The 25,383-nt window shown below is 68.0% G+C and carries 21 protein-coding genes; 4 read left to right on the top strand and 17 right to left on the bottom strand.

What is annotated here, in order from left to right; translation table 11 throughout:
• Window positions 1–29: 29 nt before the first annotated feature.
• The 5 genes from DESTE_RS07005 to DESTE_RS06985 all read right to left on the bottom strand — a co-directional run bounded on the left by DESTE_RS07005 (window position 30) and on the right by DESTE_RS06985 (window position 4,534).
• Window positions 30–608, bottom strand: a complete 579-nt coding sequence (locus tag DESTE_RS07005) for a hypothetical protein (protein ID WP_035066397.1) — start codon at window positions 606–608, stop codon at window positions 30–32.
• A 180-nt stretch (window positions 609–788) separates the two neighbouring features.
• Entirely contained in the window at window positions 789–1,448 is a 660-nt protein-coding gene (locus tag DESTE_RS07000) for a histidinol phosphate phosphatase domain-containing protein (protein WP_035066395.1), read from the bottom strand.
• 387 nt (window positions 1,449–1,835) lie between these two features.
• Complete coding sequence (locus DESTE_RS06995) at window positions 1,836–2,549, bottom strand: bifunctional nuclease family protein (RefSeq protein ID WP_035066392.1); 714 nt, start codon at window positions 2,547–2,549, stop codon at window positions 1,836–1,838.
• 152 nt (window positions 2,550–2,701) lie between these two features.
• Window positions 2,702–4,213 (bottom strand): MiaB/RimO family radical SAM methylthiotransferase, encoded by a 1,512-nt coding sequence (locus DESTE_RS06990; protein WP_035066390.1) that lies wholly within the window; start codon window positions 4,211–4,213, stop codon window positions 2,702–2,704.
• 72 nt (window positions 4,214–4,285) lie between these two features.
• Window positions 4,286–4,534, bottom strand: coding sequence for a hypothetical protein (locus DESTE_RS06985; protein ID WP_035066389.1), 249 nt, complete (start codon window positions 4,532–4,534; stop codon window positions 4,286–4,288).
• 369 nt (window positions 4,535–4,903) lie between these two features.
• Between DESTE_RS06985 and DESTE_RS06980 the strand changes: the two genes are divergently transcribed.
• A complete protein-coding gene (locus DESTE_RS06980; RefSeq protein WP_012612461.1) occupies window positions 4,904–5,113 on the top strand; it encodes a heavy-metal-associated domain-containing protein in 210 nt (69 codons plus the stop codon).
• A gap of 244 nt (window positions 5,114–5,357) precedes the next feature.
• On the opposite strand, the gene DESTE_RS06975 is transcribed toward DESTE_RS06980, so the two are convergent.
• The 4 genes from DESTE_RS06975 to DESTE_RS06955 form a co-directional block, all read right to left on the bottom strand.
• Entirely contained in the window at window positions 5,358–6,389 is a 1,032-nt protein-coding gene (locus tag DESTE_RS06975) for a GNAT family N-acetyltransferase (protein WP_035066386.1), read from the bottom strand.
• Between the two features lie 429 nt (window positions 6,390–6,818).
• Window positions 6,819–7,667, bottom strand: coding sequence for an AmmeMemoRadiSam system protein B (amrB, locus tag DESTE_RS06970; protein ID WP_035066384.1), 849 nt, complete (start codon window positions 7,665–7,667; stop codon window positions 6,819–6,821).
• 325 nt (window positions 7,668–7,992) lie between these two features.
• Window positions 7,993–11,289, bottom strand: coding sequence for a tetratricopeptide repeat protein (locus DESTE_RS18540; protein ID WP_035066383.1), 3,297 nt, complete (start codon window positions 11,287–11,289; stop codon window positions 7,993–7,995).
• 330 nt (window positions 11,290–11,619) lie between these two features.
• A complete protein-coding gene (locus DESTE_RS06955; RefSeq protein ID WP_035066379.1) occupies window positions 11,620–12,672 on the bottom strand; it encodes a sigma-54 interaction domain-containing protein in 1,053 nt (350 codons plus the stop codon).
• A gap of 687 nt (window positions 12,673–13,359) precedes the next feature.
• Between DESTE_RS06955 and DESTE_RS06950 the strand changes: the two genes are divergently transcribed.
• Window positions 13,360–14,382, top strand: coding sequence for an AEC family transporter (locus DESTE_RS06950; RefSeq protein WP_035066377.1), 1,023 nt, complete (start codon window positions 13,360–13,362; stop codon window positions 14,380–14,382).
• Between the two features lie 218 nt (window positions 14,383–14,600).
• Here the strand turns inward: DESTE_RS06950 and DESTE_RS06945 are convergent, their stop codons facing one another.
• From DESTE_RS06945 to DESTE_RS06930, 4 genes are all read right to left on the bottom strand, one after another.
• On the bottom strand, window positions 14,601–15,017 hold the full coding sequence (locus tag DESTE_RS06945) for a flagellar basal body rod protein FlgC (RefSeq protein WP_035066375.1): 417 nt from the start codon (window positions 15,015–15,017) through the stop codon (window positions 14,601–14,603).
• Between the two features lie 251 nt (window positions 15,018–15,268).
• A complete protein-coding gene (folE2, locus tag DESTE_RS06940; RefSeq protein ID WP_035066373.1) occupies window positions 15,269–16,048 on the bottom strand; it encodes a GTP cyclohydrolase FolE2 in 780 nt (259 codons plus the stop codon).
• An 18-nt stretch (window positions 16,049–16,066) separates the two neighbouring features.
• Entirely contained in the window at window positions 16,067–16,486 is a 420-nt protein-coding gene (nikR, locus tag DESTE_RS06935) for a nickel-responsive transcriptional regulator NikR (RefSeq protein ID WP_035066372.1), read from the bottom strand.
• 94 nt (window positions 16,487–16,580) lie between these two features.
• A complete protein-coding gene (locus DESTE_RS06930; protein WP_051384357.1) occupies window positions 16,581–17,351 on the bottom strand; it encodes a class I SAM-dependent methyltransferase in 771 nt (256 codons plus the stop codon).
• Between the two features lie 319 nt (window positions 17,352–17,670).
• Between DESTE_RS06930 and DESTE_RS06925 the strand changes: the two genes are divergently transcribed.
• A complete protein-coding gene (locus DESTE_RS06925; RefSeq protein WP_035066370.1) occupies window positions 17,671–18,240 on the top strand; it encodes a biotin transporter BioY in 570 nt (189 codons plus the stop codon).
• Entirely contained in the window at window positions 18,237–18,992 is a 756-nt protein-coding gene (locus DESTE_RS06920; RefSeq protein ID WP_035066368.1) for an ATP-binding cassette domain-containing protein, read from the top strand. Before DESTE_RS06925 ends, DESTE_RS06920 begins: the two co-directional genes overlap by 4 nt.
• Window positions 18,993–19,094: 102 nt before the next feature.
• Here the strand turns inward: DESTE_RS06920 and DESTE_RS06915 are convergent, their stop codons facing one another.
• The 4 genes from DESTE_RS06915 to DESTE_RS06900 form a co-directional block, all read right to left on the bottom strand.
• Window positions 19,095–20,171, bottom strand: coding sequence for a DMT family transporter (locus tag DESTE_RS06915; protein WP_035066366.1), 1,077 nt, complete (start codon window positions 20,169–20,171; stop codon window positions 19,095–19,097).
• 213 nt (window positions 20,172–20,384) lie between these two features.
• Window positions 20,385–21,209: an AraC family transcriptional regulator gene (locus tag DESTE_RS06910; RefSeq protein ID WP_035066364.1), complete on the bottom strand. Its 825-nt coding sequence runs from the start codon at window positions 21,207–21,209 to the stop codon at window positions 20,385–20,387.
• A 505-nt stretch (window positions 21,210–21,714) separates the two neighbouring features.
• Window positions 21,715–22,896, bottom strand: coding sequence for an iron-containing alcohol dehydrogenase (locus DESTE_RS06905; RefSeq protein ID WP_035066362.1), 1,182 nt, complete (start codon window positions 22,894–22,896; stop codon window positions 21,715–21,717).
• 236 nt (window positions 22,897–23,132) lie between these two features.
• On the bottom strand, window positions 23,133–24,605 hold the full coding sequence (locus DESTE_RS06900) for an aminopeptidase (protein ID WP_035066360.1): 1,473 nt from the start codon (window positions 24,603–24,605) through the stop codon (window positions 23,133–23,135).
• Between the last annotated feature and the right edge of the window lie 778 nt (window positions 24,606–25,383).

The raw sequence follows: 25,383 nt of genomic DNA, 5'->3' as shown, positions 1-25,383 counted from the left end.
CCTTCGATGCATGGCAGGCAAGTGGAGTGTCATTTCACGAAGGGCAGCAGTTTGCCGACGCGGGCGGGGCGAACGGACTGCGTGCCGGGCGGGGGCGTATCGGGCGTCAGCTCGTCGCCCGCGCCAAGGCTGGCAGCCAGGCTTGTCCTGTTGGCCCTGTTCGCAAGGTCGGCAAGGTCGGCAAGCCCGGCCAGTGCGGTACGCCCCGCATCATGGGCCGTGGCCAGCGCCGCGCCCAGGCCGAAGCCGGGGGCGGGCATGCCGTAGCGCGGCTCGCGGTCGTGCACGGTGCCGCAGGTGGCGCATTGCCACGAGCCCTCGTGGGCGGCCAGACGAACCAGAACGCCATCGCGGTTGTAGCAGCTCTGGCAGAACGGCCCCTGCTTGATGTTGCCGGTGATGAGCCAATAGCAGAACCCGTCAAAGACAAGATTGCGCGACAGGTAGAGGATATCCTCGAATTCCTGCACCTGCATTTTCAGCATGGTGTTTTCATCGCACAGGGAAACGTAACGCGACTGCATTTCCATCAGTACGTGCCGCGCTTCCTCTGTCTTGCCTTTCATGAACAGGTCGTGGATTTCCTTGAATCTGTAATAGTCGAGCATGGCCGCACCTCTGCGGGATGGGGAGCCGACGGCCGGACAGCCGCGGTACATGGTTCCCATCGGCAGTTCGGGGCGGAACTTTAGGCCGGGGTGGGGTGCAGTCTGGGGGGGGGGAAGCGGCGGAAGAATAAAGTGGAACAGCCCAGGGGTTTTCTCCAAATTAGGATTTGGAGGCAGCGCCTAACGGGCGGCGCGTACCAACCGCTCCACCAACTGTCGCTGCGTCATCTCGGCGGCTTCGATTTCCGCCGGGGCCAGCCCCGCGCCCAGGGCCACGGCGCGGCGCTTTTCGGCGGACACGAAGTCTTCCTTGCGGTGGGCGTCGTTGTTGATGACCAGCCGTGCCCCCGCCGCGCGCGCGGTGATGGCCACGTGGCCGTTGGACAGCGCGTGCGCGGGGCGGGTGGTTATTTCCAGCAGCACGCCGCGCTCGGCGGCATAGGCGGCGTCCTCCGCGGTGAGCAGGCCGGGGTGGGCCAGCACGTCCGCCCCGCCCTCGATGGCGGCAAGGTTGGTGCCCGTCTCCACCACATCGGCCAGCGACTGGCCGTGCACCACCACCAGTTGCGCGCCCAGCGCCCGTGCCTCCCTGATGGCGTCGGGGATCAGGGCCGGTGGCACGTGCGTCAGTTCCACCCCGGCAAACACCTCTATGCCCGCGTACAGCCCGTACTGACGGGCCATGGGCAGCACCTGGCGCAGGATGAGGTCCATGTTCGATCCGTCGGCATGATCGGTGAGGGCCACGGCGCGGTATCCCGCAAGGCGCGCGAAGCGCACGGCGGTGGCGGGCGTCATGGAGGAGTCGCTGAAGCAGGTATGCACGTGCAGGTCGATCATGGGGTGGCTCCGGAAGTGCGCGAGGTGTCGGCGTGGAGGCATTCCGCATGCCGTGGGGTGCGGGGCTCGCACGCGGGCGCGGGTGCCGGTTGGCCGTGCAGGCCGTACGCGGTGGCCGCACGGCGTTGCCCGGCTTTGCCTGGCTTTGCCCGGCTTTGCCTGATGCCGCCCAACGTTGTGCGGCTGCGTGGGAAATGGTGGGCCACCGGTACACCACGGGCGCGACTGGCGCAATGGGCGCAATGGGCGCAACCCGGAGCCCGATGCACCGGGGCGGGGAAGGAGGCGGGGCCTGTATCGGAATGCGAGGGAGCGGGGCGCCCGGTACGCCGGGTGCAATGACGGCCCGGATGCGAGGACGGTCCGGCGGTGCGGGTGCCTGCCGCGCTACATGCGGTTCTTGGTTTCCGGGTCCAGCGAGCGCAGCAGTTCCGCCAGTTGCTCTTCCAGATCGTGCGGATCGTGCGAGTCGCGCGGGCGGTCTGTTGCCTGGTCAGCCTTCGGCTTGGCGATGCGCTGATCCCCCATGGCCTCGCGGACGCGGGATATCTGCTCCACGTTGAGGGGGCTGCCCGCTTCGCCGTCAGCCCACGGGGGCTGGCCCGCCCTGCGGCGCACGTCGCGCCGGGCGGTTTCCTCGCGGGCCATGGCCGACGCGGCGTCGGTGGGGCGGCGGGCGGCGTTCTCGTCCAGGTTGGGGCGCAGGCGGTCTTCGGCGGCGCGGCGCAGCACGTCCTCGCTGACGAAGATGGGCACGTCGGCCCGCAGGGCCAGGGCAATGGCGTCGGAGGGGCGACAGTCCACGCGGATGCGTGAACCGTTCAGCAAAATGTCCAGTTCGGCGAAGTAGGTGCCGTCGCGCAGGTCCACCACGTCCACGGCCACCAGTTGCGCACCCAGCGAGCGCAGGGTGTTCAGCAGCAGGTCGTGGGTGAGCGGGCGCGGCACGTCCACGCTGTTGAGCGCTATGGAGATGGCCATGGCTTCCATGGCCCCTATCCAGATGGGCAGCAGTTCCTCCCCGGCCTCGCGGCGCAGGACGAGGATCGGCGCCTTGGTGGCGTCGTCCAGCGACAGCCCCACGACCTTCATCTCTATCATGGGATACCTGCCTGTGCGCCCCTGCGGGCGTTTTCGCATGGTGCTTGAGCCTGCCTGGCCTGCACGGTCGGCCTGACCAGTCCGGTCTGCTCGGTCAGCCTGACCCGTACGGCCAGTACGGCCTTGCGGGCCGATGCGGCGCCGGAAGCGGATCATGCCCGCAACACTCCGCGCAACGAGTGCTTCTTGGCCTCTACGATGGTCACCGGCACGATGTGCCCCAGCCAGCCTTGCGATTCGTTGTCAGGTCCACGTTCTGGCCGGACGGGCATCACCACGTTGACGGGCTGGCCGTAGGGGTCGCGCCCCTGCCAGCTTTCGCCGCCGGGATTGTCCGTGACGTGGGCATGCACGCCTTCATGCAATTCCGGGGTGGCCATGCCGGGCTTTTTGCTCATGCCGTCCAGCAGCACCATTGTGTGCAACCCTACCATGTTCCGCAAGCACTGTTCAGTATAATCATTCTGCCATGCCTGCAGGCGGGCCAGGCGGGCGGCCTTTTCTGCGGCGTCCAGCTTGCCGGGCAGCATCTCCGCGCGGGTGCCCGGCCTGTCGGAATAGCAGAACGAGAAGCTGGCGGCAAAGCCAACGGCGCGCATGGCGGCCAGGGTGTCCTCGAAGTCCTGTTCCGTCTCGCCGGGAAAGCCCACGATGATGTCGGTGGAAAGCTGGATGTCGGGGCGAGCGGCTTTGAGCCGGTGCACGATGTCCATGTACCGGGCCATGTCGTACTTGCGGCCCATGGCCTTCAGGATGCGGTCCGACCCGGATTGCAGGGGCAGGTGCAGGCGCGGGCACAGGTTGTCCAGCGTGCCGAAGGCGTCGATGACTTCCGGCGCGATGTCCTTGGGGTGGGGCGTGACGAAGCGCAACCGGGCCAGACCGGGCAGGGCGGCCACGCGGTGCAGCAGTTCGGCGAAGGTCACGGCCTTGCCGTCACCTGCCCCCGTCGCCCCCGTCGCCCCCGTCGCCCCCGTCGCCATGGTCGCCCCCGTCGCCATGGTCGCCATGGTAGCTTGGCGGGTGGCTTCCGCGTCCTGCCCGTAGGAATTGACGTTCTGGCCGAGCAGGGTGATTTCCTTCGCGCCGCGCTGCACCAGTTCCGCGCATTCGCGCACCACCGCGTCGGCCCCGCGCGACTTCTGGCGGCCCCGCGTGTACGGCACGATGCAGTAGGCGCAGAAGTTGTCGCAGCCCTGCATGATGTTCACGAAGGCAGAGGGCGGCACCGGCCCGGAATCCAGTTGGGCGTCGCGTTCGGGATATTCCTCGGAAAAGTCCAGCAGCGAGACGCGCAGGCCCGGTTCCGCGCACAGCCGTTCGATGGCCTGGGGAGCCATGGACGAGCCGTCGCCGCCGAACACCAGGCGTACCTGCGGAAAGCGGGTGAAGAACCCGGAGCCGATCTGCTGGGCCACGCAGCCGCCCACAACGGCAAAGGCGTCGGGCAGCTTGCGGGTGGCCTGACGGATGCGCCCGAGCACGCTGTAGACCTTCTGCTCCGGCTTGTCGCGCACCGAGCAGGTGTTGACGATGTTCACGCGGGCCTTGCCCAGGGGGGCTTCCGTAAAGCCGCGCGCCACAAGTGCCCTGGCCAGCCAGTCGGAATCGTTGACGTTCATCTGGCAGCCAAAGGTCAGGATATGAAAAGTACGGTCGCTCATGGTCCGGTGGTATGCTTGTGCAAGGCCGGGGTGCGCCCGGCACGGGTGGATGAAAAGGGGGGCGGCGTCGGGCTATTCGGCGTTGTTGCCCTCGGCGGCTGCCTGGGCCTGTTCGCGCCGGGCCTTGGTGCGCGCGTCCTCGCGGCCGCTGTGCTCGCCCGCCAGGTAGAACAGGGCGATGGGTGCGATCAGGCAGGCCGCGCACCACAACAGGGGGTTGCGGCCCTGACGCCGGGCCAGTACCGCCGCGCCAATGCCCACGCACGCCCAGATGAGCGCCATGTAGACGTAGCCGGAAGTGGTGAAGTCCAGTTCAAGCATGGGGTGCGGGGGTTGCGGTGAGGGGGCGCGGCTACGTGCCGCTGGCAGGTGGCGCAGATGAATCAGGTGGCCATGTGCGTCAGGTGACCATGTGCGTCAGGTGACCATGGGCATCGGGGGCATGCTGAGAATCGGGGGCGGTCCTGAGGCCTTGAATCCGTCTGTTCGTCCCGAATCCGGTGGTTCCTTGAGGTAAGGCATTCACGGGGGGTGCGCAAGGGGGCAAATCCTACTTGCACAGTAGGATAAAAGCGGTATAGTCTCGGCATTGAAGACGAAGTGTCGTCGCGCGCCGGTGGCTGCCCCGGCGTTTCCCTTCACATCGTGCGCCGCGCCTGCGGCATGCCGCCCACGCGGGGAGGATTTCCCATGAAGAAGTACAAGGTGAAGGGGCTGCAAAGCCCGGACTGCGCCGCCACCGTGACCACTTCCATCCAGACCAAGGCCGGGATCGAGGAAGTGAACGTGAACCTGGCCACCGGCGAAATCACCTATGGCCCTGCGGTGTGCGTGGATACGCGCATGCTGCGCGAAGCCGTGGAGAGCGCCGGGTACACGCTGGAGGAAGAAGAGGCGTAGCCGCAGCCATTCGTGGTGCGTGCCGGATGACGGTCACCGGATGGCGGTCACCGGACGGCGGTCACCGGATGACGGTCACCTGACGGCGGGCGCCACGGTGCAGGTTTTGCTTCGCATGAAGGGGCGGGGGCACAGGCCCCCGCCCTTCGATCATTTTGCGGAAACGCGGGGCGGCGTCGGGCCGCGCGTCAACGCGGGCGTGACTGCTCCTGGCCTGCCAAATCTGCCTGATCTGCCGGTCTTGTCAGTTCGGTTCCGCAGGTACTGACAGTTCCGCCGGTTCCGCCGGTTCCGAACCCTCCTTGACCAACTGGTAGTAGGGCAGGATGTCCGCCCCGAAGCTGAGCTTGAACCAGCCCCGGCGGGGGCTGTTCACCCCTTCCAGGTCCACTTCGGTCACCCCCGCCCGGGCCAGCTGGCCAAAGGCGTCCCACAGTACGGCGGTGCCGCAGGGGGTGTTGCGCAGGTGCGGGTCGCCCGCGCCGAACAGGTAGTAGGCGCGCTTGCTGTCCATGCCGAACAGGGCCATGGCCGCCAGTTCCCCTTCCGGGGTGCGGGTGGCGAACAGCCGACCGAAGCCCCCCGCCAGCACGGCGGCGGCCAGGTCGCGCAGTTCGTCCAGACGTTCGCGCTCCACCTCGATGTCCTGGCGGCCCATGGTCAGGGCGTAGAAGGCGGCAAGGTCTTCCGGTGTGGCGTCTTCGGTGGTGCGCACGCCGGTCTTCAGCGCCTTGCGCACTTCCTGCCGACGCGAATAGGAAATTTCCGGAAACAGGGGCACGTCTTCCGGCGCGGCGGCATCGGCAAAGCCCGCCAGGCTGGCGTAGGCGGTGTAGCGCACGTCGGCCACGTAGTGGGGGGCGTCGTCCTTGCCGTAATTGTGCCACAGGAAGGGGCGGATATCGGTGACCTGCGGCGACAGGGCCAGTTCCACCCGCGTGTAGCGGCGCGACAGGGCGGCGGCCACGTCCGCGGCGATTTCGAACCGTTCGGACAGCACCGTGGAGCGGTTCTGCTTGTTGGCGGGCGGCGCGAAGAGAATGCCGTTGTGGATGACGAAATCATGCTGCACGGCGCAGGTGCCGTCCGCCGATTCGGTGACGGCCACGGCGGCGCGGCGTTCGTTGCCGTTCATGCACCAGTACAGGCGGCTGGGTTGGCGCACGGCGGCCAGGTACGCGGACAGCGAGAAGATGGTCCCGTTGGGGGATGCCTCGACAAAGGCGTCCCACTGGGCGCCGGGGGTGGTCTCTTCGAGACGATAGTGCGTGGTCACGGGAGCTCCGTTGCATGGCGCGGAAAGGCTGCCGGGCCGCGCGCAGCGCGCGGCGCACCGGTGGGCGCGGGAGCGTCGCCCGTGCCGGGCGGAAAATGACACCGCTGCCGCCCGCCGTCAATATGCCCGACCGTTCGTGCCGTAAGGTACAAGGTGGGGGCGGGTGAGGGCGTATTTTTTACGCCTCCGGCGCGGGCAAGGGGCTTCGCCCCCTGCACCCCCATCATGTAAGGCCAGTATGGCTGATTACGCGTGCCCTGTCGGTATCCGACGTGCAGTTGAATGCGCCTTCCTGTTCGCTCACGTGCCTAACAGACCGGATTGCTACATTCCTTTGTGGGGGTGCAGGGGGCGTAGCCCCTTGCCCGCCGGAGGCTGACAGAAAAATGTTTCCGCAGGTGGATGCGGTGCGTGTCGCACCGAAGCCTGTCAGGCCACAAGCACCCCCGCATACCCCACCACCCGCTGCATATCCCCGCTGACCTCGCCCGAGGTGGCATAGGCCACCACCCGCGCGGTCTGGGCGCCCAGGTCCAGCGCGGCCAGCAGCCCCAGGGCGGCGGGCAGCACCCCGCACATGGAGATGCCCCGGTCGCGCACGGTGGCGTACAGGCCAAGGGGGTCCAGGGCCTCGATGCGGGCCAGGGCCAGGCGGTCCAGCCGGGTTGCGTCGGCGTGGGTGACGTAGTGGCTCATGTCCGAGGACACCACCATGGCCACCCGCCGTCCGGCGGCCTCCAGGCGGCGCAGTGACCCGGCCAGGGCCTGCGATGCCTCGCGCAGGGCTTGCGGGTCCGGCTCCGCCACGGCCACGGGCACGATGGAAAGGTCGGGCGTGTATTCCTGCAGGAAGGGCAGGACCACCTCTATGGAGTGCTCGCGCACGTGGGCAGCGGTGTCACGGGTAAAGCCCGCGCCCGATTCGGCCAGGGCGTCGGCCAGTTCCTCGTCCACGGGCACCGGGCCGAGGGGGGTGTGCCAGTGGCCGCCCGGCCAGACGGCCAGCGACGCGCCAAGCCCGGTGTGGTTGGGGCCCAGCAGCACGATGGTGTCGGGCAGGTTGGCCGCGCCCAGGGTCTGCCCGGCCACCTCGCCGGAATAGACGTAGCCCGCGTGGGGCACCATGGCCAGCAGGGTGGGGGCGGCGTCGCGCGGGGCGGCGGCAAGGTGTTCGCGCACCGTGTGGCGCAGCAGGTCGGGGTCGTCCGGGTAGAACATGCCCGCCACCACGGGGTTGCGGTCGATGGCGTGTCCGGTGTCCAGATGCCTGTCATGCATGGCGGCCTCCTGCGGGTAGCGGCGGACATGGCGGAAAGGGCGGAAAGGGCGGAAAGGGGCAGCCTGTCCGGTGATATATCAGGGGATAGCGGCGGCTTGCCCGGCGATTCGTACGGACGCGGACCACGCCCGTGGGTCCGTACCCAAGCTATGCCAGATGCGCGATAAAACGGAAACAGCGGAAATGGGGGCCGTAGGATACGCTCAGGATGGGGCCGGGATGGCGGGTCGGAACCGGACGTTGCGCCTGCCCTCTATCCGCCCGCTGTCCGCCCGCTGCGGGCCGCTGCGGATCGGGGGGCCGGGATGGCGGAGCGGGCTTCCGCTACGGCTGTGCGCCCCCGGTGAAGCCGGAAAGGCCCTTGGTCACGTCGGTGGTGCGCAGTTCGGACGCGGCCATGCGGCCATACAGCGACTGCGGGTCGCGCCGGGCCAGGTCTTCCAGGGTGGCCTTCCAGGCGTCCGTGTTGCCCATCTTGCGCTGCAGGCGCGCCACGCGATAGCGCATGGCCGCGTAGCCGGGGTCGGTATCGGGCACGTACCTGGCGTACTGGTCGGTCCAGTCCAGCGATTCGCGCAGGCGGCCCGCCGCCTCGGTGATGTCCATGAGCGAGAGCAGGCATTCCTTGATGCGCGGCGTGTCTTCCTTTTCCGGGCTGGCCTGGGCCACGGCAAGGAAGTCGGACAGGGTCTCGCGGGTGAGCAGGTAGGCCTTTTCCAGTTCCCGGTTGCGCTCGGCGTCGCGCGACAGGAAGTAGCCCACGTAGGCGCGCTGCTCCTGGGGCAGGTCCTTGCGGTCGTACAGGCGCTGCCACAGGGGCTCGGCCAGGTCGGGGTGCCCCAGGTTTTCCTGGGCCAGGGCCAGCGCGTAGTCCGCCTGTTTCTGCACCGGGTCGGACAGGCTCCACCCGGACACGCCCTGCATCACGTCGGCGATGCGCTGCCAGTTCTGTGTTTCCAGATATACCTTGAGCGCCAGGGCCAGCACGGTTTCACCGTGCCTGGGATCCTTCGGCCCCTTCAGGAAGCCGTCCAGCATCTCCAGCGCCTTCTGGGGCTGGCCGGTGTTGGCGTAGCTGAGGGCGATGGCCACGTGGGTGTCCACCGACAGGTCTTTCTCGTTCTCCTGAATCAGCGGGTACTGTTCCCACAATTGCAGGATGCGGCCATAGTTGCCGTCGGGCACGGCTTCGGCCACCATCTGGGTGAAGCTTTGCAACGCGATTTCGCGCACCTTGGGCAGCATGTCGCTGCCGGGGTGGGCCTGGGCGAACTCCACGGCGGATGCCAGCGCCTCTGGGAACTGGCGGTTCCACAGGTACCACATGGTCAGCTTCAGCCGGGCCAGCGGCACCAGCGGGCTTTGCGGGTGGCCGGAAATGATGGTGGTGTACGCCTGCACCGGGCGGGTGTTGTCCGGCCGCTGGAACACCGAGACCATCTCGGCGATGCTCGGCGTGTCGTGGATGCCTTCTTCCGCAAGGCGCATCAGCGAGATGAGCCCGCCGTCCTTGTCCGGGAAGCGGCGCACCGCCTCTTCGTAGAGCACCCGGGCGGCCTCGGGCTGCTTCTGCCTGGCCAGGATGTCGCCCTGCCGGGCCAGCACGGTGTCGATGTCGTCCGCGTCGGGGTTGAGGTTGTAGTACAGCCAGTAGTTGGCGCGGGCATCGTCCAGCTTGCCCAGGTGGTCGGCCACGTCGGCGGCCACGGTGAGCAGTTGCGGATATTCCAGGTAGAAGCGGCCCCAGCGCTTGTCCACGAAGTCCAGGATGGACGCGGCCTGCTGATAGTAGCCCATCTTGTACAGGGTGCGGGCCAGGCTGACCGAGCCTTCGCGCACGTACTTGCTTTCCGGAAAGTCCTGCACGATGGACTGGAATTTGTCCGCGGCCTTCTGGTAGTCGCCGCGTTTGTAGGCCTCTTCACCTGCATAGTACATGGCCAGGGCGGCGTTTTCGTCGTGCGGGTACTGGCGCCGCAGCAGGTTGAAGTAGCCTTCGGCCTCCTGCGAGTTGCCGATGCGCGTGTTCAGCAGTCCGAGGCGCAGCAGGGCCTGCGGCACCCGGTGCGACTTCAGGTTGTAGTTCATGGCCTCGTTGGTGGCCGTGACGATCTTGTCGAAGGCGGGAAGGAGGTTGTCCTTGTTCTGCGCGTAGAGAACGTCGCCGATGAGGTACAGCACCTCCTCGTACATGTCCTTGGGGGTGTCGGGCAGGTGCTTCAGGGTTTCCAGCAGTTCCATGGCCTTGGGATAGTCGGCGTTGACCATGAAAGTCTTGGCCTGCTCCAGCAGGTCTGCCGGGACCGGCGGCGGGGGAACGGGATTGCCTTTTTCGTCCACGTACACCACCTGGGTGGCGTTGGTGGCATTGGACTCGGTCTTGCCAGCCGCCTCGGCCTGCGGCGAGGTGGCGTTGCCGGTTACCGGGGGCGTGGGCTGGCCATCGGGCTGCGGTGGCGGCGTGGGGCCTTCGGGGCGGGGAGAGGCGGACTTGCGCGCTTCGCCCTGGTCCTTGGCCTGGTCCGGGGCCTGGTCCGGGGCTTGATCCGTGGCCTGCTCCGGCTGAGCGGGCTGCCCCGTCTGGCCCATCTGTGAGGTCGCCTGGGCCACCGCCTGCGGCGCGGCGGGTTGCCCGTCCTGTGCAGCGGTGGCGGCGGGACCGGCCTCTCCGCGCGAGGGCACCGGCGCGGGGGCCGTGGCCTGGGCGGAGGCTGCCGCTTCTTCGGGCCATTCGGAAGGGCCGCCGGGATTGATGCGTGCCCGAACGGAATAGGGCACGGCAAAGAAGCTGCGCGGCTGTTCCGGCGGCTGGGCAGAAGCCTGCGGGGCGGGCTGGGCCGGGGGCGTGGCGGCTGTTTGCCCCCCGATTTGCCCCCCGATTTGTCCGGTGACCTGCGCGGGGGCCGCCGTGCCCGGACCGGAGGAAAGCTTGCCGGTAACCCCGCCCGTGGGCGCGGTTTGCGGAGTCTGGTCGGGGCCGTCGGTGAGAGTGCGTTCCACGACGCGCAGCTGCCGGGCGCCGTTTTGCGCGGGCACGGGGGCCGGGGAGGGCGCCGGTGCGGGAGTTGCGGGCGTTGCCGCCGGGGCAGGTTGGGCTGCTCGGGGGGGCTGGTCCGCGGGGGAGACGGCAGGGGGGACGGCGGGTTGCGCCGGAGCGGGAGCCGGGGGCGCTGCCTGTTCTGGCTGTCCTGCCGCCTGGGCCTGGGGCTGGCCGCCGTCGGAGGCTGTCCACCGTTCACCCATGGGGTCGCGGAAGATGTCCACCACCACCCTGTCGGGGGCGGGGCGGGTGACCACGTAGCCGAACCCCGGGGTGCGCGTGTCGATGCGCAGTCCGCCGGGCTGCGGGGCAACCTCGCCCACCAGCGCCGCGCCTGCCGGGTCGGCCCCGCCCATGCGCGCGGGGGCCGCGCCCACGGCGCGCGACGTCAGCGACAGGGTCTGCCGCCCGGTGCGGGCCACATCCACGTCGCCGGGGCTGTCAAGGGTGATGGTCACCCGCTCGCGGTCGGGCAGGCCGCTCCATTGCCACGAGGCCGCATGCGCGGCCGTGGCGGGCGGCCCGGCAAGGGCCGCGATGAGGAGCAGCCGGGCAAGACCGGCGGCGGAGGGTCGTTTCACGCAAGAATCCTGTGCATGTACGCGTACATGGGCATGCGGCGGGAACGGCATGCCGCCCGGCATGGCGGCGGGAAAAAACCGACGCGGGCACTAAGCCTTAGCAAAAAACGTGCAACGGTGGACACCTGCGCCCCGCCCGTGCTGTCTGGGCCATCTTGTCCCGTCTGTTCCGCACTGGAGCGACCCATGTGGTCCGGGTGCGCCCCGCCCGTCAGGCGCATGCAGCCCGCCCGGATCCCGGCGGCGTCCGTACCCTGGCGTCTGTCCCCCGGCATTCGGGTGGCGCGTCCGGGCGGCGCGTCGGGGGGGAGCGTCGGGGGCAGGCGGCGGTCACGAGTCGGTGCGTTTCTTCTTCAGCTTCTCGATGAGCGTGGTGCGCTTGATGCCCAGAATTTCCGCGGCCTGGTTCTTCACGCCCTCGGCCATGGTCAGGGCCTCGTCCAGCAGGCGTTCTTCCACGGTATCCAGAAAATCCTTGAGGTTCAGTCCCTTGTCGCGCAGGTCGGTGATGGTGGGCCAGCTGAATCCGGCAGGCATGCCGCCGGAAACGGCGCCTGCGACAACGGGCAGCGGGTCGGGCGGGGTCGGTTCCGGCAGGGAGACGATGTCGCCCACCTCGTCCAGTATCTTGCGGGGCAGGTCGGCAGGGGGCACCACGTCGTCGTCGGCGAGGATGCTGAGCCGCTCCATGAAGTTTTCCAGTTCGCGCACGTTGCCCGGCCACGAATAGGCGGCCAGCACCTTGCGCGTGTCGGACGCCAGCGCAAGGCAGCGGCGGCCCTTGCGTTCGCAGAAGCGGCGCATGAAATGTTCGGCCAGCACCAGAATGTCGCCGCCGCGCTCGCGCAGGGCGGGCAGGTGCAGGGGGATGACGTTGAGGCGGTAGTACAGGTCTTCGCGGAAGCGCCCGGCGGCTACCTCGCGCTCGAGGTCGCGGTTGGTGGCGGCCACGATGCGCACGTCCACCTTCTTCACCCCCGCGCCGCCCACGCGCTCGATTTCCTTCTCTTGCAGCACGCGCAGGATCTTGACCTGCAACGTCAGGTCCATCTCGCCTATTTCGTCCAGAAAGATGGTGCCGCCGTCGGCCAGTTCGAACCGGCCAGGCCGCGAACGGATGGCATGGGTGAAGGCGCCCTTTTCGTGGCCGAAGAGCTCCGATTCCAGAAGTTCCTTGGGAATGGCACCGCAGTTGATGGGCACGAAGGGCATGGACCGGCGCTGGCTGTTGGAATGCAGCGCGCGCACCAGAAGTTCCTTGCCGGTGCCCGATTCGCCCGTGACGAGCACGGTGCTGTCGGTGGGGGCCACTTTGGCCAGAATGCGGAAGACGTCCCTGAGCGATGTGCTTTGGCCAATGATGCCGCTGGTGTCGAGATCCATTCCCTCTCCCGGAAGGCTCACTGAATGTGTCCCGCTCCCCCCGTGCCACCCCGATGCGCGCTTTGCCCGGCTTGCCGGTCGGCACGCAGTCCGGTGGCGCCTGGCAGGACCAACCCGGACTGTCCTGCGGACAGTTGCCCGTGCGCGTGTGCACACGGCCCGAAAGCCCCGGCGGCTCCTGCATTTGCAATCCGGAACTCGGGCGACATGGCACGCTTGGCTACATCAGTGTCAATTCGCTGACGCGAAGTCAAGTATAGGGGCAAAAAAAGCGGCTTCGGCGCGCCGGGTCGGGGCAAGGGCCACCATGCATCATCATTCGTCCACACAGGTGCGGCGGTACGTGCGGCTGCGCACGCCCTGCATGTTCGCGCCCGGGCATGCAGGGCACGGATGCGTGCTGGCCGGGCAGGGAGCAGGGAGTGCCGGCAGATGCATCGGCCTGCTGAGCAGGGAACAATTGAATAGGGGACAGTTGAGCAGGGGGACGGTATCCGGCAGGTGCGTACCTTGCCCGCGTGGCCGTGCCGCCGTATGCTTGAAGAAGTCCCCTTCATCGGCAGTCGTTGCCGCGCATCCGGTCTGCCGTGGGTCCGCCATGAGTCCACAAGGGGCCGACCAATGCCTGCCAACGTCGACCAAGGTTTGCCAAAGTCGGGCGGTAGCCAGTCCGCCCGGGAGTTTTCCGTGCTCGACATTCTTTCCGCCCTGGTCCCGGTGTTCGGCATCATCGTGCTGGGCATGTGCGTGGAGCGCATGGGCAGCCTGCCCAAGGGCACCCCTGCCGCCCTGAACCAGTTCGTGTTCCGGGTATCGCTGCCTGCGCTGCTGTTCTACGCAGTGGCCCGCAAGACGCCGGAAGAACTGGCGCGCGGCGGCTTTGCCGCGGGTACCGTGGCGGGCATGCTGCTGGCCTTTGCGCTGGGCTATCTGCTGTGTTCGCGCTGGGGGCGGCGTCACGGGCCGGACGTGGCCGTGCTGGCCCAGGCCGCCAGTTTTCCCAACAGTGCCTTTCTCGGATTGCCCATTGTCACCGCGCTGGTGCCCGGCAGCGACGACGCGGTACTGGCCGGGGGCATGGTCTCCGTGCTCTGCCTTGCCGTGCTGCTGGTGACCATGGCCCGGCTGGAGGCCATTCGCAGGGGGGGCGGCCTGTCGTTGCGGGTACTGCGCGAGGTGGCCATGGCCCTTGGCCGCAATCCGATCCTGCTGGCCTCGGTGGCCGGTGTGGCGGTGAGTCTTTCCGGGCTGGGGCTGGCCCGCCCGGTGGCCGCCATGGCCTCCATGCTGGGGGCCACGGCCTCGCCGTGCGCGCTGTTCGGCATTGGCATGGTGCTGGCCGCACAGCTGACCGCAGAAGGGGCGGGCTGTCCGCCCGACGGCGTGGGGAGCGGCTCTGGGGACGGCGGCGAATGCGACCCGCAGGCCCTTTCGCCGCTGGTCCGGCAGGTGGTGGTGAACGTGGTGAAGCTGTTCGCCCACCCGGCGCTGACCTGGCTGTGCCTGTGGGCGTTCGGGGTGCGCGGGCAGTGGCTGGGCATGGGGGTGCTGTTCGCGGCCATGCCCACGGCGGCGGTGGCCTACGTGGTGGCGGAAAGCTACGGCGCGGGCGCGCGCGACACCTCGCGGGCCATCGTGGTGAGCACCCTGCTTTCGGCGCTGACGCTGTTCGGCGCCGTGGTGCTGTTGCGGGGGCTGGAACTGCTGTAGCGCCATCCCCAAGAAGACGGAAAAGGCGAAAAAGAAGCGCGCCGCATACCCCTGCGGGTGCGCGGCGCGCATGTTGCCTTGGCTCTACCCGGCGCATGCGCCGGTGGACTGCGGGGCGATGCCCCTCGGTTGCAGCGGGCCTTCCGCTCTCCTGCCTTTCCTCTTTTCCTTCCTTTCAGGATAAGCACGGCCCGGTTGGCGGGCAAGGGTTTCGGAAGCTAGACGAAGCGGTCGACGAGTATCCCCGTCATGTCATCCCGTGCGCGCACCACGGCGGCGTTGGCCTCGAAGGCGCGCTGGTCCGTGAGCATGGTCACCATTTCCTTGGCCACGTCGGTGTTGCTGCCTTCGACGATGCCCTGTTCCACGGAGACGCTGCCGTCCTCGTTCACCACGCGGCGCAGGTCCATGCGCAGGGGGCCTTCGGTGGTGCTCTGGCGGATTTCCGCCACCTGCACGCCTTGCTCCTGCCCGTTTTGGACCTGTCCACCCTGTTCCGGGGGACCGGTTTGCAGGCGCACGTCTGAGGCACGGAATTCGTCCGTGTTCATGTTCGCCACGTTGTTGGCCGTGACGGCCATGGACGTGCCGAAGGCATCCAGTGCGCTGAGCGGTGTGCCGAATCCGTCGATCATGGCGTGTCTCCTGCGCGGAGGCGGTCTCCCCCCGTCTCCTGTCCCCGTCCCCAAGACAGATACTAAAACCGATCACGCCGCCTGTCACGGGGGCGGCGGGGGAGAATCGCGCGTGGCGGTTCGTGGCCGGTGCGGGCGCATGAAAAAAAGCATCCCCGGCGGGTTGCCGGGGATGCCTGCTGTGCGGACGGATTGAACGATGTGCCGCGAGAGGAGGGCGGCGCGAACATCGCATCCGGCGGCAGGGGGGGCTACCCCTTGCGCACCTCTCGCTCGATGCTGGCGAAGGCGTTGTGGCAGTGGATGGATTCGAAGCTTTCCACCTCCACCCGGAACCAGGCCACGTGCTGGTGGGCTTCCAGGCGCTGGGCCGCCGCGCGCACCACGTCTTCCACAAACGTCGGATGGGCGAAGGCGTCCTCGGTGACGAACTTCTCGTCCTCGCGCTTCAGCAGGGTGTACACGGGTGACGAACCCGCCGCCTCGGCCAGGTCGATGAACTCTTCCATCCAGCTGAACCCGGTCATGCGGATGGACATGCGCACGACCGCGCGCTGGCTGTGCGCCCCTTCGTCGCTGATGGCCTTGGAGCACGGGCACACGGTCATCACAGGCACTTCCAGTTCCAGCAGGAACGAGGGCTTGCCGTCGCCCAGTTCGCCGGTCAGGCGGCATTCGTACCATACAAGGCCCGAACTGGCCGTTGCGGGCGCGCCCTTGCGCACGAAGTAGGGAAAGCGGAACAGCGCGTAGGCCTTGCGGGCGTGCAGCCGTTCCTTCACGTCTTCGAGCAGGCGCTTCATGGAGTGGTAGTCCAGTTCCTCGGACCAGTTCTCCAGCGCCTCGACGAAGCGGCTCATGTGCGTGCCCTTGAACTCGGCGGGCAGGTCCACGCCGATGTCCACGGTGGCCACGGTGTGCTGGCGGCCCTGGGCGCGATCGCTGACCACCAGGGGCAGCTTGAGGTTCTTCACCCCCACGCGGTCGATGGGCATGGCCACTTGCGCGGGGCTGTTCTGTACGTCTTCCATGTGATGCCTGAAAAATCCTTAGGTGAGGTCCTGGCCGGTCGTGGTAAGCGAAAGCTTGCCGTGCTTCACGCCCTTGGTGGAGATGAGCCGCTGCGACAGCGCGCGCACTTCCACGCCGGGGCCTTTCAGCACCAGCACTTCAAGGCAGTTGTGGTGGTCCAGGTGCACGTGCAGCGAGGTGATGATGATGCCGTGGTGATCGTGCTGGATTTCGGTCAGCCGCTGGGCCAGATCGCTCTTGTGGTGGTCGTACACGATGGTCAGGGTGCCCGCGATTTCGCGGTCCGTGTCTTCCCACTCCTGCTGGACCAGGGTGTTGCGGATCAGGTCGCGGATGGCTTCCGACCGGGTCTGGTAGCAGCGGTCGTCGCACAACGCATCGAATTTTTCGAGCAGGTCGGAATCAAGGGAGACGCCGAAGCGGATGGTGCGGCCCATAACGGCTCCTGTGGTTGCGGTGGCGGTGTCCTGCGGTGAACGGGCGGCCCGGAGGCGGGGGATATCCGAAAAATGTCTTTCAGAGGGGCACCCTCTAGGCGCGCGCGGGGCGCATCTCCCAGAGATGTATGGTGACACGTTCGGCCTGCCGATACAGCGCGTCCACCTGCATGGTGCGGGCGCAGCGCGTGGTCCAGCCACGGGCCTCCAGTGTTTCGCGGAAGGTAGCGTACACGTTTCTGCCCGGTTCCGCCACCCAGACCACCCCGTCGCGTGCCACGGAATAGTCCAGAAAGTCGCTGACGGGTGCCACGAACCGGCGCTCGTACATGATGTCGCCCGCCCAGACCATGTCCAGCGAGCGGGCAGCCACGGCGGGCACGCGCCAGTCCATCACCGTCCACAGGGGTTGCGCCACGCTGTTGCGCGCGGCGTTCAGCCGGGCAAAGCGCAGGGCCTCTTCCTCGTAGTCCATGCCGATGACCCGCGCGCCCAGCCACTGCCCGATGATGGCCGTAAGCCCCAGCCCGCAGCCCAGGTCCAGGCAACGGCGGCCTTGCAGGGCGGCGCGGTTTTCGGCCAGCCATTCCGCCAGGCCAAGGCTGGCGGGCCACAACTCGGTCCAGTAGGGCAGCCGCTCGTCGTCCACGAAGGCGGCGCGGGCCGCATCCGCCGTGCCGGTGGTCTTCGCCACGGGGTTGGGGGTATCGCAGGCGGCCAGTTCTTCCCACAGCGATTCGAGGTCGGCGTGGCGCTCCAGCGTCCAGGCGCGGCCACAGGCATGCACCTCGACCACGGGCGCATAGGTGTCGGGGCGGCAGGGGGATGATGCAGATCCGGACGAAGGGGATGATGGGACTGACATGGCGGTTCCTGAAGGGATGGTTGACTGGCCGGGTGCATAGCAGGGACGTTCATCGCCGTCCAGCGCGGTATGGAGCGGGGGAGGGGCGTGATGCTGCGTCAGGCTGTGAGGTCTGCGCTCCATGCCGTCAGTGCGCGGGCGTCGGGTTGGGGGGACGCTGAAAGGCGGGGCCTCGTTTGCGGGGGCGGAGATGACCTTGTCAGGTTCGAATACACGGTCATTGTAGCGCCGCCTCCGCGCCCCTCGTTGACCGGCGCGGGGCGTGGCCCTATGGTGCGGACGCACACCACAACCCCGCGCGGACGCGGACGGGAGACCCATGCACGACGCCCCGCTGGCGGGCCTGCACCGCCTTGTCTGGACGGCCCTGATGGCCGCGCTCATTGCCGTGGGGGCCATGGTCATGCTGCCCGTGGGGCCGGTGCCGGTGACCTTGCAGACCCTGTTCGTGGCGCTGGCCGGCCTGGTGCTCGGTCCCGCGCGCGGAGCCGGGGCCATGCTGCTGTACGTGCTGGCCGGAGTGATGGGGTTGCCGGTGTTTTCCGGCGGCAAGGCCGGGTTCGCCCATCTGTTGGGGCCCACCGGGGGCTATCTGTTCGGGTTCGCCTGCATGGCCTGCATTGCCGGATTCGGCGGGCTGAGGGGGCGTGAAACGCGGGATGCCGCCATCCGCTGGCCCCATGTCGCGCTGGCCCTGTGCTGCTGCCTTGCCGGGCTGGCCGTGGCCTATCTGGCGGGTGCGGCCCGGCTGATGCAAGTGCTGGATATCGATGCGGCACGCGCCGTGGCGGTGGGCGTGCTGCCCTTTCTGCCCGGCGATGTGGTGAAGGTTGTGCTGGCCGTGGCCGCATGGCGGTTTCTGGCCGTGCGAAGGCTGTTGTCCCGATGATTGTCGCCAGGGGGTTGCGCTACACCCATCCCGGTACCCCGGCGGGGGCTGGCCCCGCGCTGGACGGGGCGGAATTTTCCGTGCCGCCCGGCGCGTTGCTGTGCCTGTGCGGGGTCAACGGCAGCGGCAAGACCACCCTGCTGCAACTGCTGGCCGGGTTGCTGCGGGCGGAAGGCGGCACGCTGGACGTGGCCGGGCACCAGTGCCCCGGCGCGGAAGCTGCACTGCGCCGCCATGCCGCGCTGGTGCTGCAGGACGCGGACATGCAGATGCTGGGGGCCACGGTGGCGGAAGATTTGTTGCTTGTCGCACCGCCTGCGCATACCCCGCAAGGCGCGGTCGCCCTGGCCGCCGCGCGTGCGGCGGCGGGCCGGTTCGGCCTTGCCGCGCACTGGGATAGCCCGGTGCACACCCTGTCCTACGGGCAGAAGCGCAAGCTGTGTCTGGCCGCCGCCCTGCTTGCCGCGCCGGGCCTGTTGCTGCTGGATGAGCCGTTCAGCGGGCTGGACCACCCGGCGGCGTTGGAGCTGCGCGACATCCTGTCACGCAACCGTTCCGCCGGGCTGACCCAGGTGGTTTCGGTGCATGAACTGGAGCCGGTGGTGGACATGGCCGACCTGATGCTGGTGCTGGACGGGGGGCGGCAGGTGCTGTTCGGCCCGCCTGCCGCCGTGCTGGACAGGGTACGTGCCCATGGCATCCGCCCGCCCTGTTCGTGGACGGCACGGCGCGAGATCGTTCCCTACGAATAGGGGTGATGGCAAAGCCACCTCGACCTGTTTTTTCCACGACCCCGGATGCGTTCGAAAATCAGGCGGGGCGCGAAGGTATTTCCTTCGCGCCCCGTTTTCGCATCAAAGGGATGACGAAGGTTGCCGGCGGCGGCCCGTGCCCAGCGCCACCCCCACCATGACCACGGCGGCGGCCAGCATCTGGGTGGCGTTCAGGGTTTCGCCAAGCCACAGCCAGCCGAACCCCACGGCGGTCACCGGCACCAGGTTGATGAAGGCCCCCACGCTGCTGGCGGGCAGATGGCTGGTGGCCCAGTTGAACAGCCCGAACGCGCCCAGTGACGACCCTGCTCCAAGGTAGATTACCGCCAGCACCACATTGCTGGGCCATTGCCCCGCCCCGACAAGCACCGCGTACGCGCCCGGCGCGAAGAACAGCGCCCCGGCCAGGGTCTGCAACGCCGTGAGCGTCCACGGGTTCCAGCGAAAGCCGTCGTGCTCTCCATGGGCGGACAGCCTGCGCACCAGCACCATGTTGCCCGCCGCGCAGGCCATGGCCAGAAGTTCCAGCAGGTTGCCCAGCAACGGGTCGGGTGCGGATTCGGTGCCCGCCCCGCCGGACAGGGTCAGCCAGGCCACCCCCCCGCACGAGAACGCCACCCCCACCCACAGCCGGGGCGAAGGCCGTTCGCCCAGGAACAACCATGCCCCCGCGCCCACCAGCAACGGCACCGAGGCGGAAATGACCCCGGCCTGCGAGGCTGTTGTCATCTGCATCGCATTGGATTCGCACAGAAAATACAGGCAGGGTTGCAGCAGAACCGTGGGCAGAAGCAGCAGCTTGTGCCGCCGGGGTACGCCGCTCCAGAAACCCCGCCGCACCTGCGTGCCGGAAGGAGCCACGGCCATGGCGCGGGACGGGAACAGCCGGGCGGTGAAGGGCGCCAGCAGCGCCATGGCCACCATCATGCGCGCCCACATCAGCGGCATGGGGCCAAGGGCCTGCACGGCCACCTTCATGGCCGGAAAGGACAGGCCCCACAGGGTTACCGCGCCCAAGGCCGCCAGCGCGGGCAGCAGCAGCGAGGCACGGGCGGGGGCATGGCCGGAAAGGTCGGGGGTAGGGTTCGAAAGGTCGGGAGCCCCGGTGGTGTCGGGGATGGTTGGGTCGGTTGTGGCGCAGGATACTGCATCGGACATGAAGGCGTCTCCGTGAGTTATGGTGTGCGCCGGGTGTACCGCGTTGCAAGGCGGTGCGTCTTGCACGGAGTTTTTGCAAGAAATTGCGGTGACGTCAGGGGAAAGGGCAGGCGGGGATGGCGAAGATGGGCGCGTGCGGATGCCGTGTGCGGCGGGGTGTCAGTCCGGGCCGTTTCCAGCAGGATGGCCGGAGGAACTGGCGGCAGGCGCGTCTCAGCGCGACAGGTACTGCCCCGGCGTGGCCCCCACGTAGCGGCGGAAGGTGTTGGCAAAGTGGCTCTGGTCCACGAAGCCTGTTTCCTGCGCGGCGTCGGCCATGGCCCAGCCCCGGCGCAGCAGCAGCTTTGCGCGGTCCACGCGCAACTGGGTGTGGTAGGCGTGCGGGGTCATGCCCGTGGCGTCGCGGAACACCCGCAGCATGTGGAACCGGCTGAGGCCGGTGGTTTCGGCCAGGTCTTCCAGCGAGACCCTGTGCGCCATCCGTTCGGCAAGGTAGGCGCGCACCCTGCGCACGGCCACGTTGCCGTCGCGGGCGGTCACGGCTTCGGGCCGTACCCCGCCGTGGCGGGCCAGCACCAGCGAGAACGCGCCCACCATGGCCGACTGGCGGGCCAGCAGTTCCGCGCCTTCGGCCACCAGATCACTTAGGCGCAGAAAGGCGCGCAGCACGTCGGCATCGGGTACGATAAGGCTACGGAAGTCGGGCGGGCCTGCGTCGCGTCCGCCCAGTTCCACGGCCACGCGATGCAGCCAGTGCGGGTCTGCGTAGAACATGCGGTAGGTGGCGGGCACGCCGCGTTCCGGCTCGCCGCTGTGCACCTCGCCGGGGTTGAACAGGCATATCTGCCCGCCCACCACCACGGAGCTGCGCCGGGCGCGGCCATGGCAGTAGTTGGCCCCTTCCTCCATCAGGCCCACGGCGTACTGGTCGTGGGTGTGCTTGGGGAAGGTGTGCGCGCTGCGGAGCACCCGGTTGGTTTCCAGGCCATCCAGGTCGTTGCTGCGCCAGTAGCGCACGTTTTCGAGGGGCTGTCGCATGCCGGGTCCGTGGTTGTTCGGGATGTTAGGTTGTGCGCGGGCGGTTCGGTGGGGATGTGCGGGTAAGAAAGGGGGAACCGTGCCTGTAGGTGAAGTCTGCCGGGTTTCGCCAGTGGGGTATTGCAGGAAATTGCGGTTGGGGTGGAGTGGGACGTGAGGCCGCGGACACGCAGCATAGGGCTTCGCCAGCATTCGGCTTTATGCTTCAGTTGAAATGCTTTTTTCCTTTTATCCCGCGACGGTCTTCCGTCGCGGGGGCGTGTGCGGGCGCAATGCAAGGAATTACGAGTTTTGCCCGCCGGACAAGGCGGCACGGCTTTTTTGAGCGGAGATCGGCAGCCGTTAGGCGAGCGTAGCGCGCGAGTCTTACGGATGGCGAAAGCACAGCTGTACTTCTGTACGTGAGCATCAAAAAAGCCGGGCCAACGCCGCCCGGTGGCAAAAGACGGATTCTGCCCGCAGTGTGCCCGCGCTTACGGAAGCCTGCCTCGTCCCACTGCCCCCCTTACCGGTACGCCTTCTCGAAAATCGCAATCACCGCATCCTCGCGCAGGTCCACCGGGGTGACGGCGAACAGCCCGCCCATGGTTTCGCGCGCGTTGCGAGCCAGGGTGGGTATCTCCTCGCGGGTCACCCCGTAGTCGGACATCTTCAGGCCATCCAGCCCCACGGCGGCAATGAGCTTGCGCAGCGCCGTGACAAAGGCCAGCCCCTGTTCGCGCAGTTCCATGCCCTCGATGTCCTCGCCCATGGTCACGGCAAGGTCGGCGCAGCGCTTGGGCTGGAAGCGGGCCATCACCTCGAAGTAGGGCAGGGACAGCATGACCAGCCCCGCGCCGTGCGGCAGGGTCGGGTGGTGGGCCGACAGGGCGTGTTCCAGCGAGTGGTGCGAGATGCACGACGACAGCGACTCGCACAGCCCCGCCGCCGTGGACGCCCACGCCAGCATGGTGCGCACCTGCACCGAACTTCCGTCCTGCACCGCCTGCGGCAGGAACTGGCTGATCAGGCTGACCGCCTCCAGCGCCAGCAGGTCGCTGGAGGGCTGGCGCGCCGTGGAAAGGTAGGCTTCCGCCGCGTGGAAGAAGGCGTCCATGCCGGTCATGGCCGTTACCGCCGGGGGCACGCTGACCATCAGCATGGGGTCCACGATGGACAGCGCGGGGTAGGTGGAATCGTCGCCCCAGCCGATCTTTTCGTTGGTGTCCTCGCGGGTGATCACCGTCCACGGGTCGGCTTCCGTGCCGGTGCCCGCCGTGGTGGGAATGGCCACCACCGGCAGGGCCGGGCGTTCGGGCCGCTTGCGCCCGCCGGTGCCGCTCTGGATGTAGTCCCAGTATGAGCCGGGGTTGGCGGCGGCCAGGGCGATGGATTTGGCGGAGTCGATGGTGCTGCCCCCGCCAAGGCCCAGCACGAAGTCGCAGCCCTCGGCGCGGGCCAGGGCCGCGCCCTCGTCCACGTGGGTCAGCACGGGGTTGGGCTGGATATTGTCGAAGGTCACCGTGGCGCATCCGTTCTGCCCCAACAGGGCCAGGACCTTGTCCAAATGCCCGGTGCGGCGCATGGAGCCGCCCGCGCTGACCACCACCAGCGCCTTGCGGCCCGGCAGGCGGGTGCGCCCAAGCTCGGCCAGCCTGCCCGCGCCGAAGATGATGCGGGTGGGCATGTGGAAGGTGAAGTCGAGCATGGCGGTCTCCTTGGGCTATGCGCGAAGGGCGCGGTAGTGGGGCGGGCCGTGTTGGCCGGATGTCGGTTTGATGCCCGCCGGATGTTCACCGGACGCCGGGCGGCCTGGGGGCAGGGCGCGGGCACGGCAAGACGAGGGGGCGAAAAACGCCCGCGCGCCGGTCCTTGTCGGCCCCGCAAGGTTCCTTTTGGAGATGGGGACGACCGGCGCGCGGAATGGATTGTGTCGTGCTGTGGCTACTTTTCCAGAAACGCCGTGTACGCAAGACGCGTGGCGTACAGGTCGGCCATGCTGGACAGTTCGAACGGGCTGTGCATGGACAGTACCGCCGGGCCGAAGTCGATGATGTCCATGCCGTAGGCGGCAAGATACATGGCCACGGTGCCGCCGCCCCCGCCGTCCACGCGGCCAAGTTCCGCCATCTGCCACGGAATCTTGCTGCCGTTCAGCACGCCGCGCAGCCAGCCCACGTATTCCGGGTGGGCGTCGTTGGCCTCGTACTTGCCGCGGTGCCCGGTGAACTTGCAGAAGCACGGGCCGTGGCCAATGACGGCGGCGTTGAGCTTTTCATGCAGTTCCTGCCAGTCGGGGTCGATGGCGGCGTGCACGTCGGCGGACAGGGCGCGGGTGGCCAGCATCACGTCGCTGAAGCGGGCGGCGGGCTGCCACGCGGCGATGAGGTCTTCGATGCAGTATTCGAAGAAGCGCGACTTGGCCCCGGTGGAGCCTTCGGAGCCGATCTCCTCCTTGTCCCAGAACAGCACGCACTGCGGCTGCTGCGGGTTTTCCGCCGCCAGCAGGGCTTCCAGCGCGGCGAACACGCAGATGCGGTCGTCCTGCCCGTAGCCGCCGATGAGGGAGCCATCCAGCCCCACGTAACGGGCGGGTCCGGCGGGCACGGCCTGCAATTCGGCGGAGTACAGGTCTTCCTCTCGGATGGCGTACTTTTCGTGCAGCAGGGCCAGCATGCGCGCCTTGATCGGATCCTTGGGGGCGTCCTTTTTGGCGGTGCAGTCGGCGGCGGTGGCGTTGCCGTTGGCGGCTTCGGGCGCGGATGCGGGTGCATCGGCAGGGGTGGCAGTATCACCGGCGATTTCTTCCGTCACCGGCTTCGGCATGGGCCGGTGCCCCAGCACGATGTTCAGCTTCTCGCCCTCGAAGGCGTCGGCGATGGTCTGCCCGGCCTGCTTCTGGGCCAGATGGGGCAGCAGGTCGGCGATGGTGAACACCGGTTCCGCCGGGTCTTCGCCCAGGGTGATGCGTACCGATTCGCCGTTTTCCTTCACCACCACGCCGTGCAGGGCCAGCGGGCGGGCCAGCCACTGGTACTTGCGGATGCCGCCGTAATAGTGGGTCTTGGCCTGGCCGATGCCCGCCTGTTCCAGCAGCGGGCGCTGCTTCAGGTCCAGGCGGGGGGTGTCCGCGTGCGCGCCGATGAGCCGCACGCCCTGCGACAGCGGGGCGCGGCCCTTGCGGGCGATGAACACGGTCTTGCCCTTGAACACCCGGTAGACCTTGTCGTGGGCGAAGTTTTCCGTGTAGCCCGCCGCGCGCAGCCGCGTGACCACGTAGTCCACGGTTTCGCGCTCGGTCTTGCAGCGGGACAGAAAGTCCACGTAGCGGTCGGCCAGTTCGCGCATGGCGGTCTGATGCTCGTCGCTGGCGTAGGCTTCCCAGCAACTGGTGGTCTCGAAGTCGAGTTTGTCCATGTGGATGTTCCTTTCGGGGAAGATGCCCGTATGTGCTGCGGCGGCGAGACCGCGAAGGTTTGCGGGTGGGGCGTTGTGTTGCGCAACGCGGCGAAGGACTAGGTAATATCTCTTGCGGCGGGGGGCAACAGGGGGGGGGCTGTTGGCGGGGGTAATAGGGTATGGGAGCGGACGCAGAGGGGGAAGGGAGGGATATGTCGTGCGCGGTTGTACCCGGTTTCTACGAAGCCAGTCGTGCACTGTTGACCACGCCTGATTTCGTTATGCCTCCGGCGGGGAATGAGGGGGGATGCCCTTCGATGGGTACGGCTTCTACGAAGACAGTCCTGCCCCTTTGACTCCCCTTGATTTCGTTATGCCTCCGGCGGGCAAGGGGCCGCATAGCGGCGGCCCCTTGCATCCCCGCGCTCCGGGGGCGCTTCGCCAGCTCTGCTATCTTCATCCGTAAGACTCGCGCGTTGCGTACGATGGCCGTACGGCTCGCAAGCTCGCCAACGGCCACGCTTCGCGCCCTTCGGGTCGATCTTCGCGCTCGCCTAACGGCTGAAGTCCTGGACCCCCCGACGTATCCTGCGCCGCACTCCTTTCGTCGGCAGCTTCCCTTCGGCGTAAGGCGCCTTCGGGCGATCTGCCGACGGGAATGCGATGCGCGCGAATCTCCCGTTGCCCCGACTTCACTTGGGTGTCTTTATCCATCCGCCCGTTGCGACGCATGTGCCGCCGTCAAAGCCCGGCGTCACACGCTTCTACGCACGCGATGTTGTCGGTGTCCCCTGCT

Origin of the sequence: Nitratidesulfovibrio termitidis HI1 (assembly GCF_000504305.1) — a bacterium.
In the GTDB taxonomy this organism is placed as follows: domain Bacteria; phylum Desulfobacterota; class Desulfovibrionia; order Desulfovibrionales; family Desulfovibrionaceae; genus Cupidesulfovibrio; species Cupidesulfovibrio termitidis.
This window is presented reverse-complemented; position numbering and strand designations above follow the sequence as displayed.

Coding starts and splice junctions, on each gene's coding strand:
- DESTE_RS07005 (WP_035066397.1), bottom strand. CDS start 608: ATGCTCGACTATTACAGATTCAAGGAAATCCACGACCTGTTCATGAAA.
- DESTE_RS07000 (WP_035066395.1), bottom strand. CDS start 1,448: ATGATCGACCTGCACGTGCATACCTGCTTCAGCGACTCCTCCATGACG.
- DESTE_RS06995 (WP_035066392.1), bottom strand. CDS start 2,549: ATGATAGAGATGAAGGTCGTGGGGCTGTCGCTGGACGACGCCACCAAG.
- DESTE_RS06990 (WP_035066390.1), bottom strand. CDS start 4,213: ATGAGCGACCGTACTTTTCATATCCTGACCTTTGGCTGCCAGATGAAC.
- DESTE_RS06985 (WP_035066389.1), bottom strand. CDS start 4,534: ATGCTTGAACTGGACTTCACCACTTCCGGCTACGTCTACATGGCGCTC.
- DESTE_RS06980 (WP_012612461.1), top strand. CDS start 4,904: ATGAAGAAGTACAAGGTGAAGGGGCTGCAAAGCCCGGACTGCGCCGCC.
- amrB (WP_035066384.1), bottom strand. CDS start 7,667: ATGCATGACAGGCATCTGGACACCGGACACGCCATCGACCGCAACCCC.
- DESTE_RS06955 (WP_035066379.1), bottom strand. CDS start 12,672: ATGGATCTCGACACCAGCGGCATCATTGGCCAAAGCACATCGCTCAGG.
- DESTE_RS06945 (WP_035066375.1), bottom strand. CDS start 15,017: ATGATCGACGGATTCGGCACACCGCTCAGCGCACTGGATGCCTTCGGC.
- folE2 (WP_035066373.1), bottom strand. CDS start 16,048: ATGGAAGACGTACAGAACAGCCCCGCGCAAGTGGCCATGCCCATCGAC.
- nikR (WP_035066372.1), bottom strand. CDS start 16,486: ATGGGCCGCACCATCCGCTTCGGCGTCTCCCTTGATTCCGACCTGCTC.
- DESTE_RS06930 (WP_051384357.1), bottom strand. CDS start 17,351: ATGTCAGTCCCATCATCCCCTTCGTCCGGATCTGCATCATCCCCCTGC.
- DESTE_RS06925 (WP_035066370.1), top strand. CDS start 17,671: ATGCACGACGCCCCGCTGGCGGGCCTGCACCGCCTTGTCTGGACGGCC.
- DESTE_RS06920 (WP_035066368.1), top strand. CDS start 18,237: ATGATTGTCGCCAGGGGGTTGCGCTACACCCATCCCGGTACCCCGGCG.
- DESTE_RS06915 (WP_035066366.1), bottom strand. CDS start 20,171: ATGTCCGATGCAGTATCCTGCGCCACAACCGACCCAACCATCCCCGAC.
- DESTE_RS06910 (WP_035066364.1), bottom strand. CDS start 21,209: ATGCGACAGCCCCTCGAAAACGTGCGCTACTGGCGCAGCAACGACCTG.
- DESTE_RS06905 (WP_035066362.1), bottom strand. CDS start 22,896: ATGCTCGACTTCACCTTCCACATGCCCACCCGCATCATCTTCGGCGCG.
- DESTE_RS06900 (WP_035066360.1), bottom strand. CDS start 24,605: ATGGACAAACTCGACTTCGAGACCACCAGTTGCTGGGAAGCCTACGCC.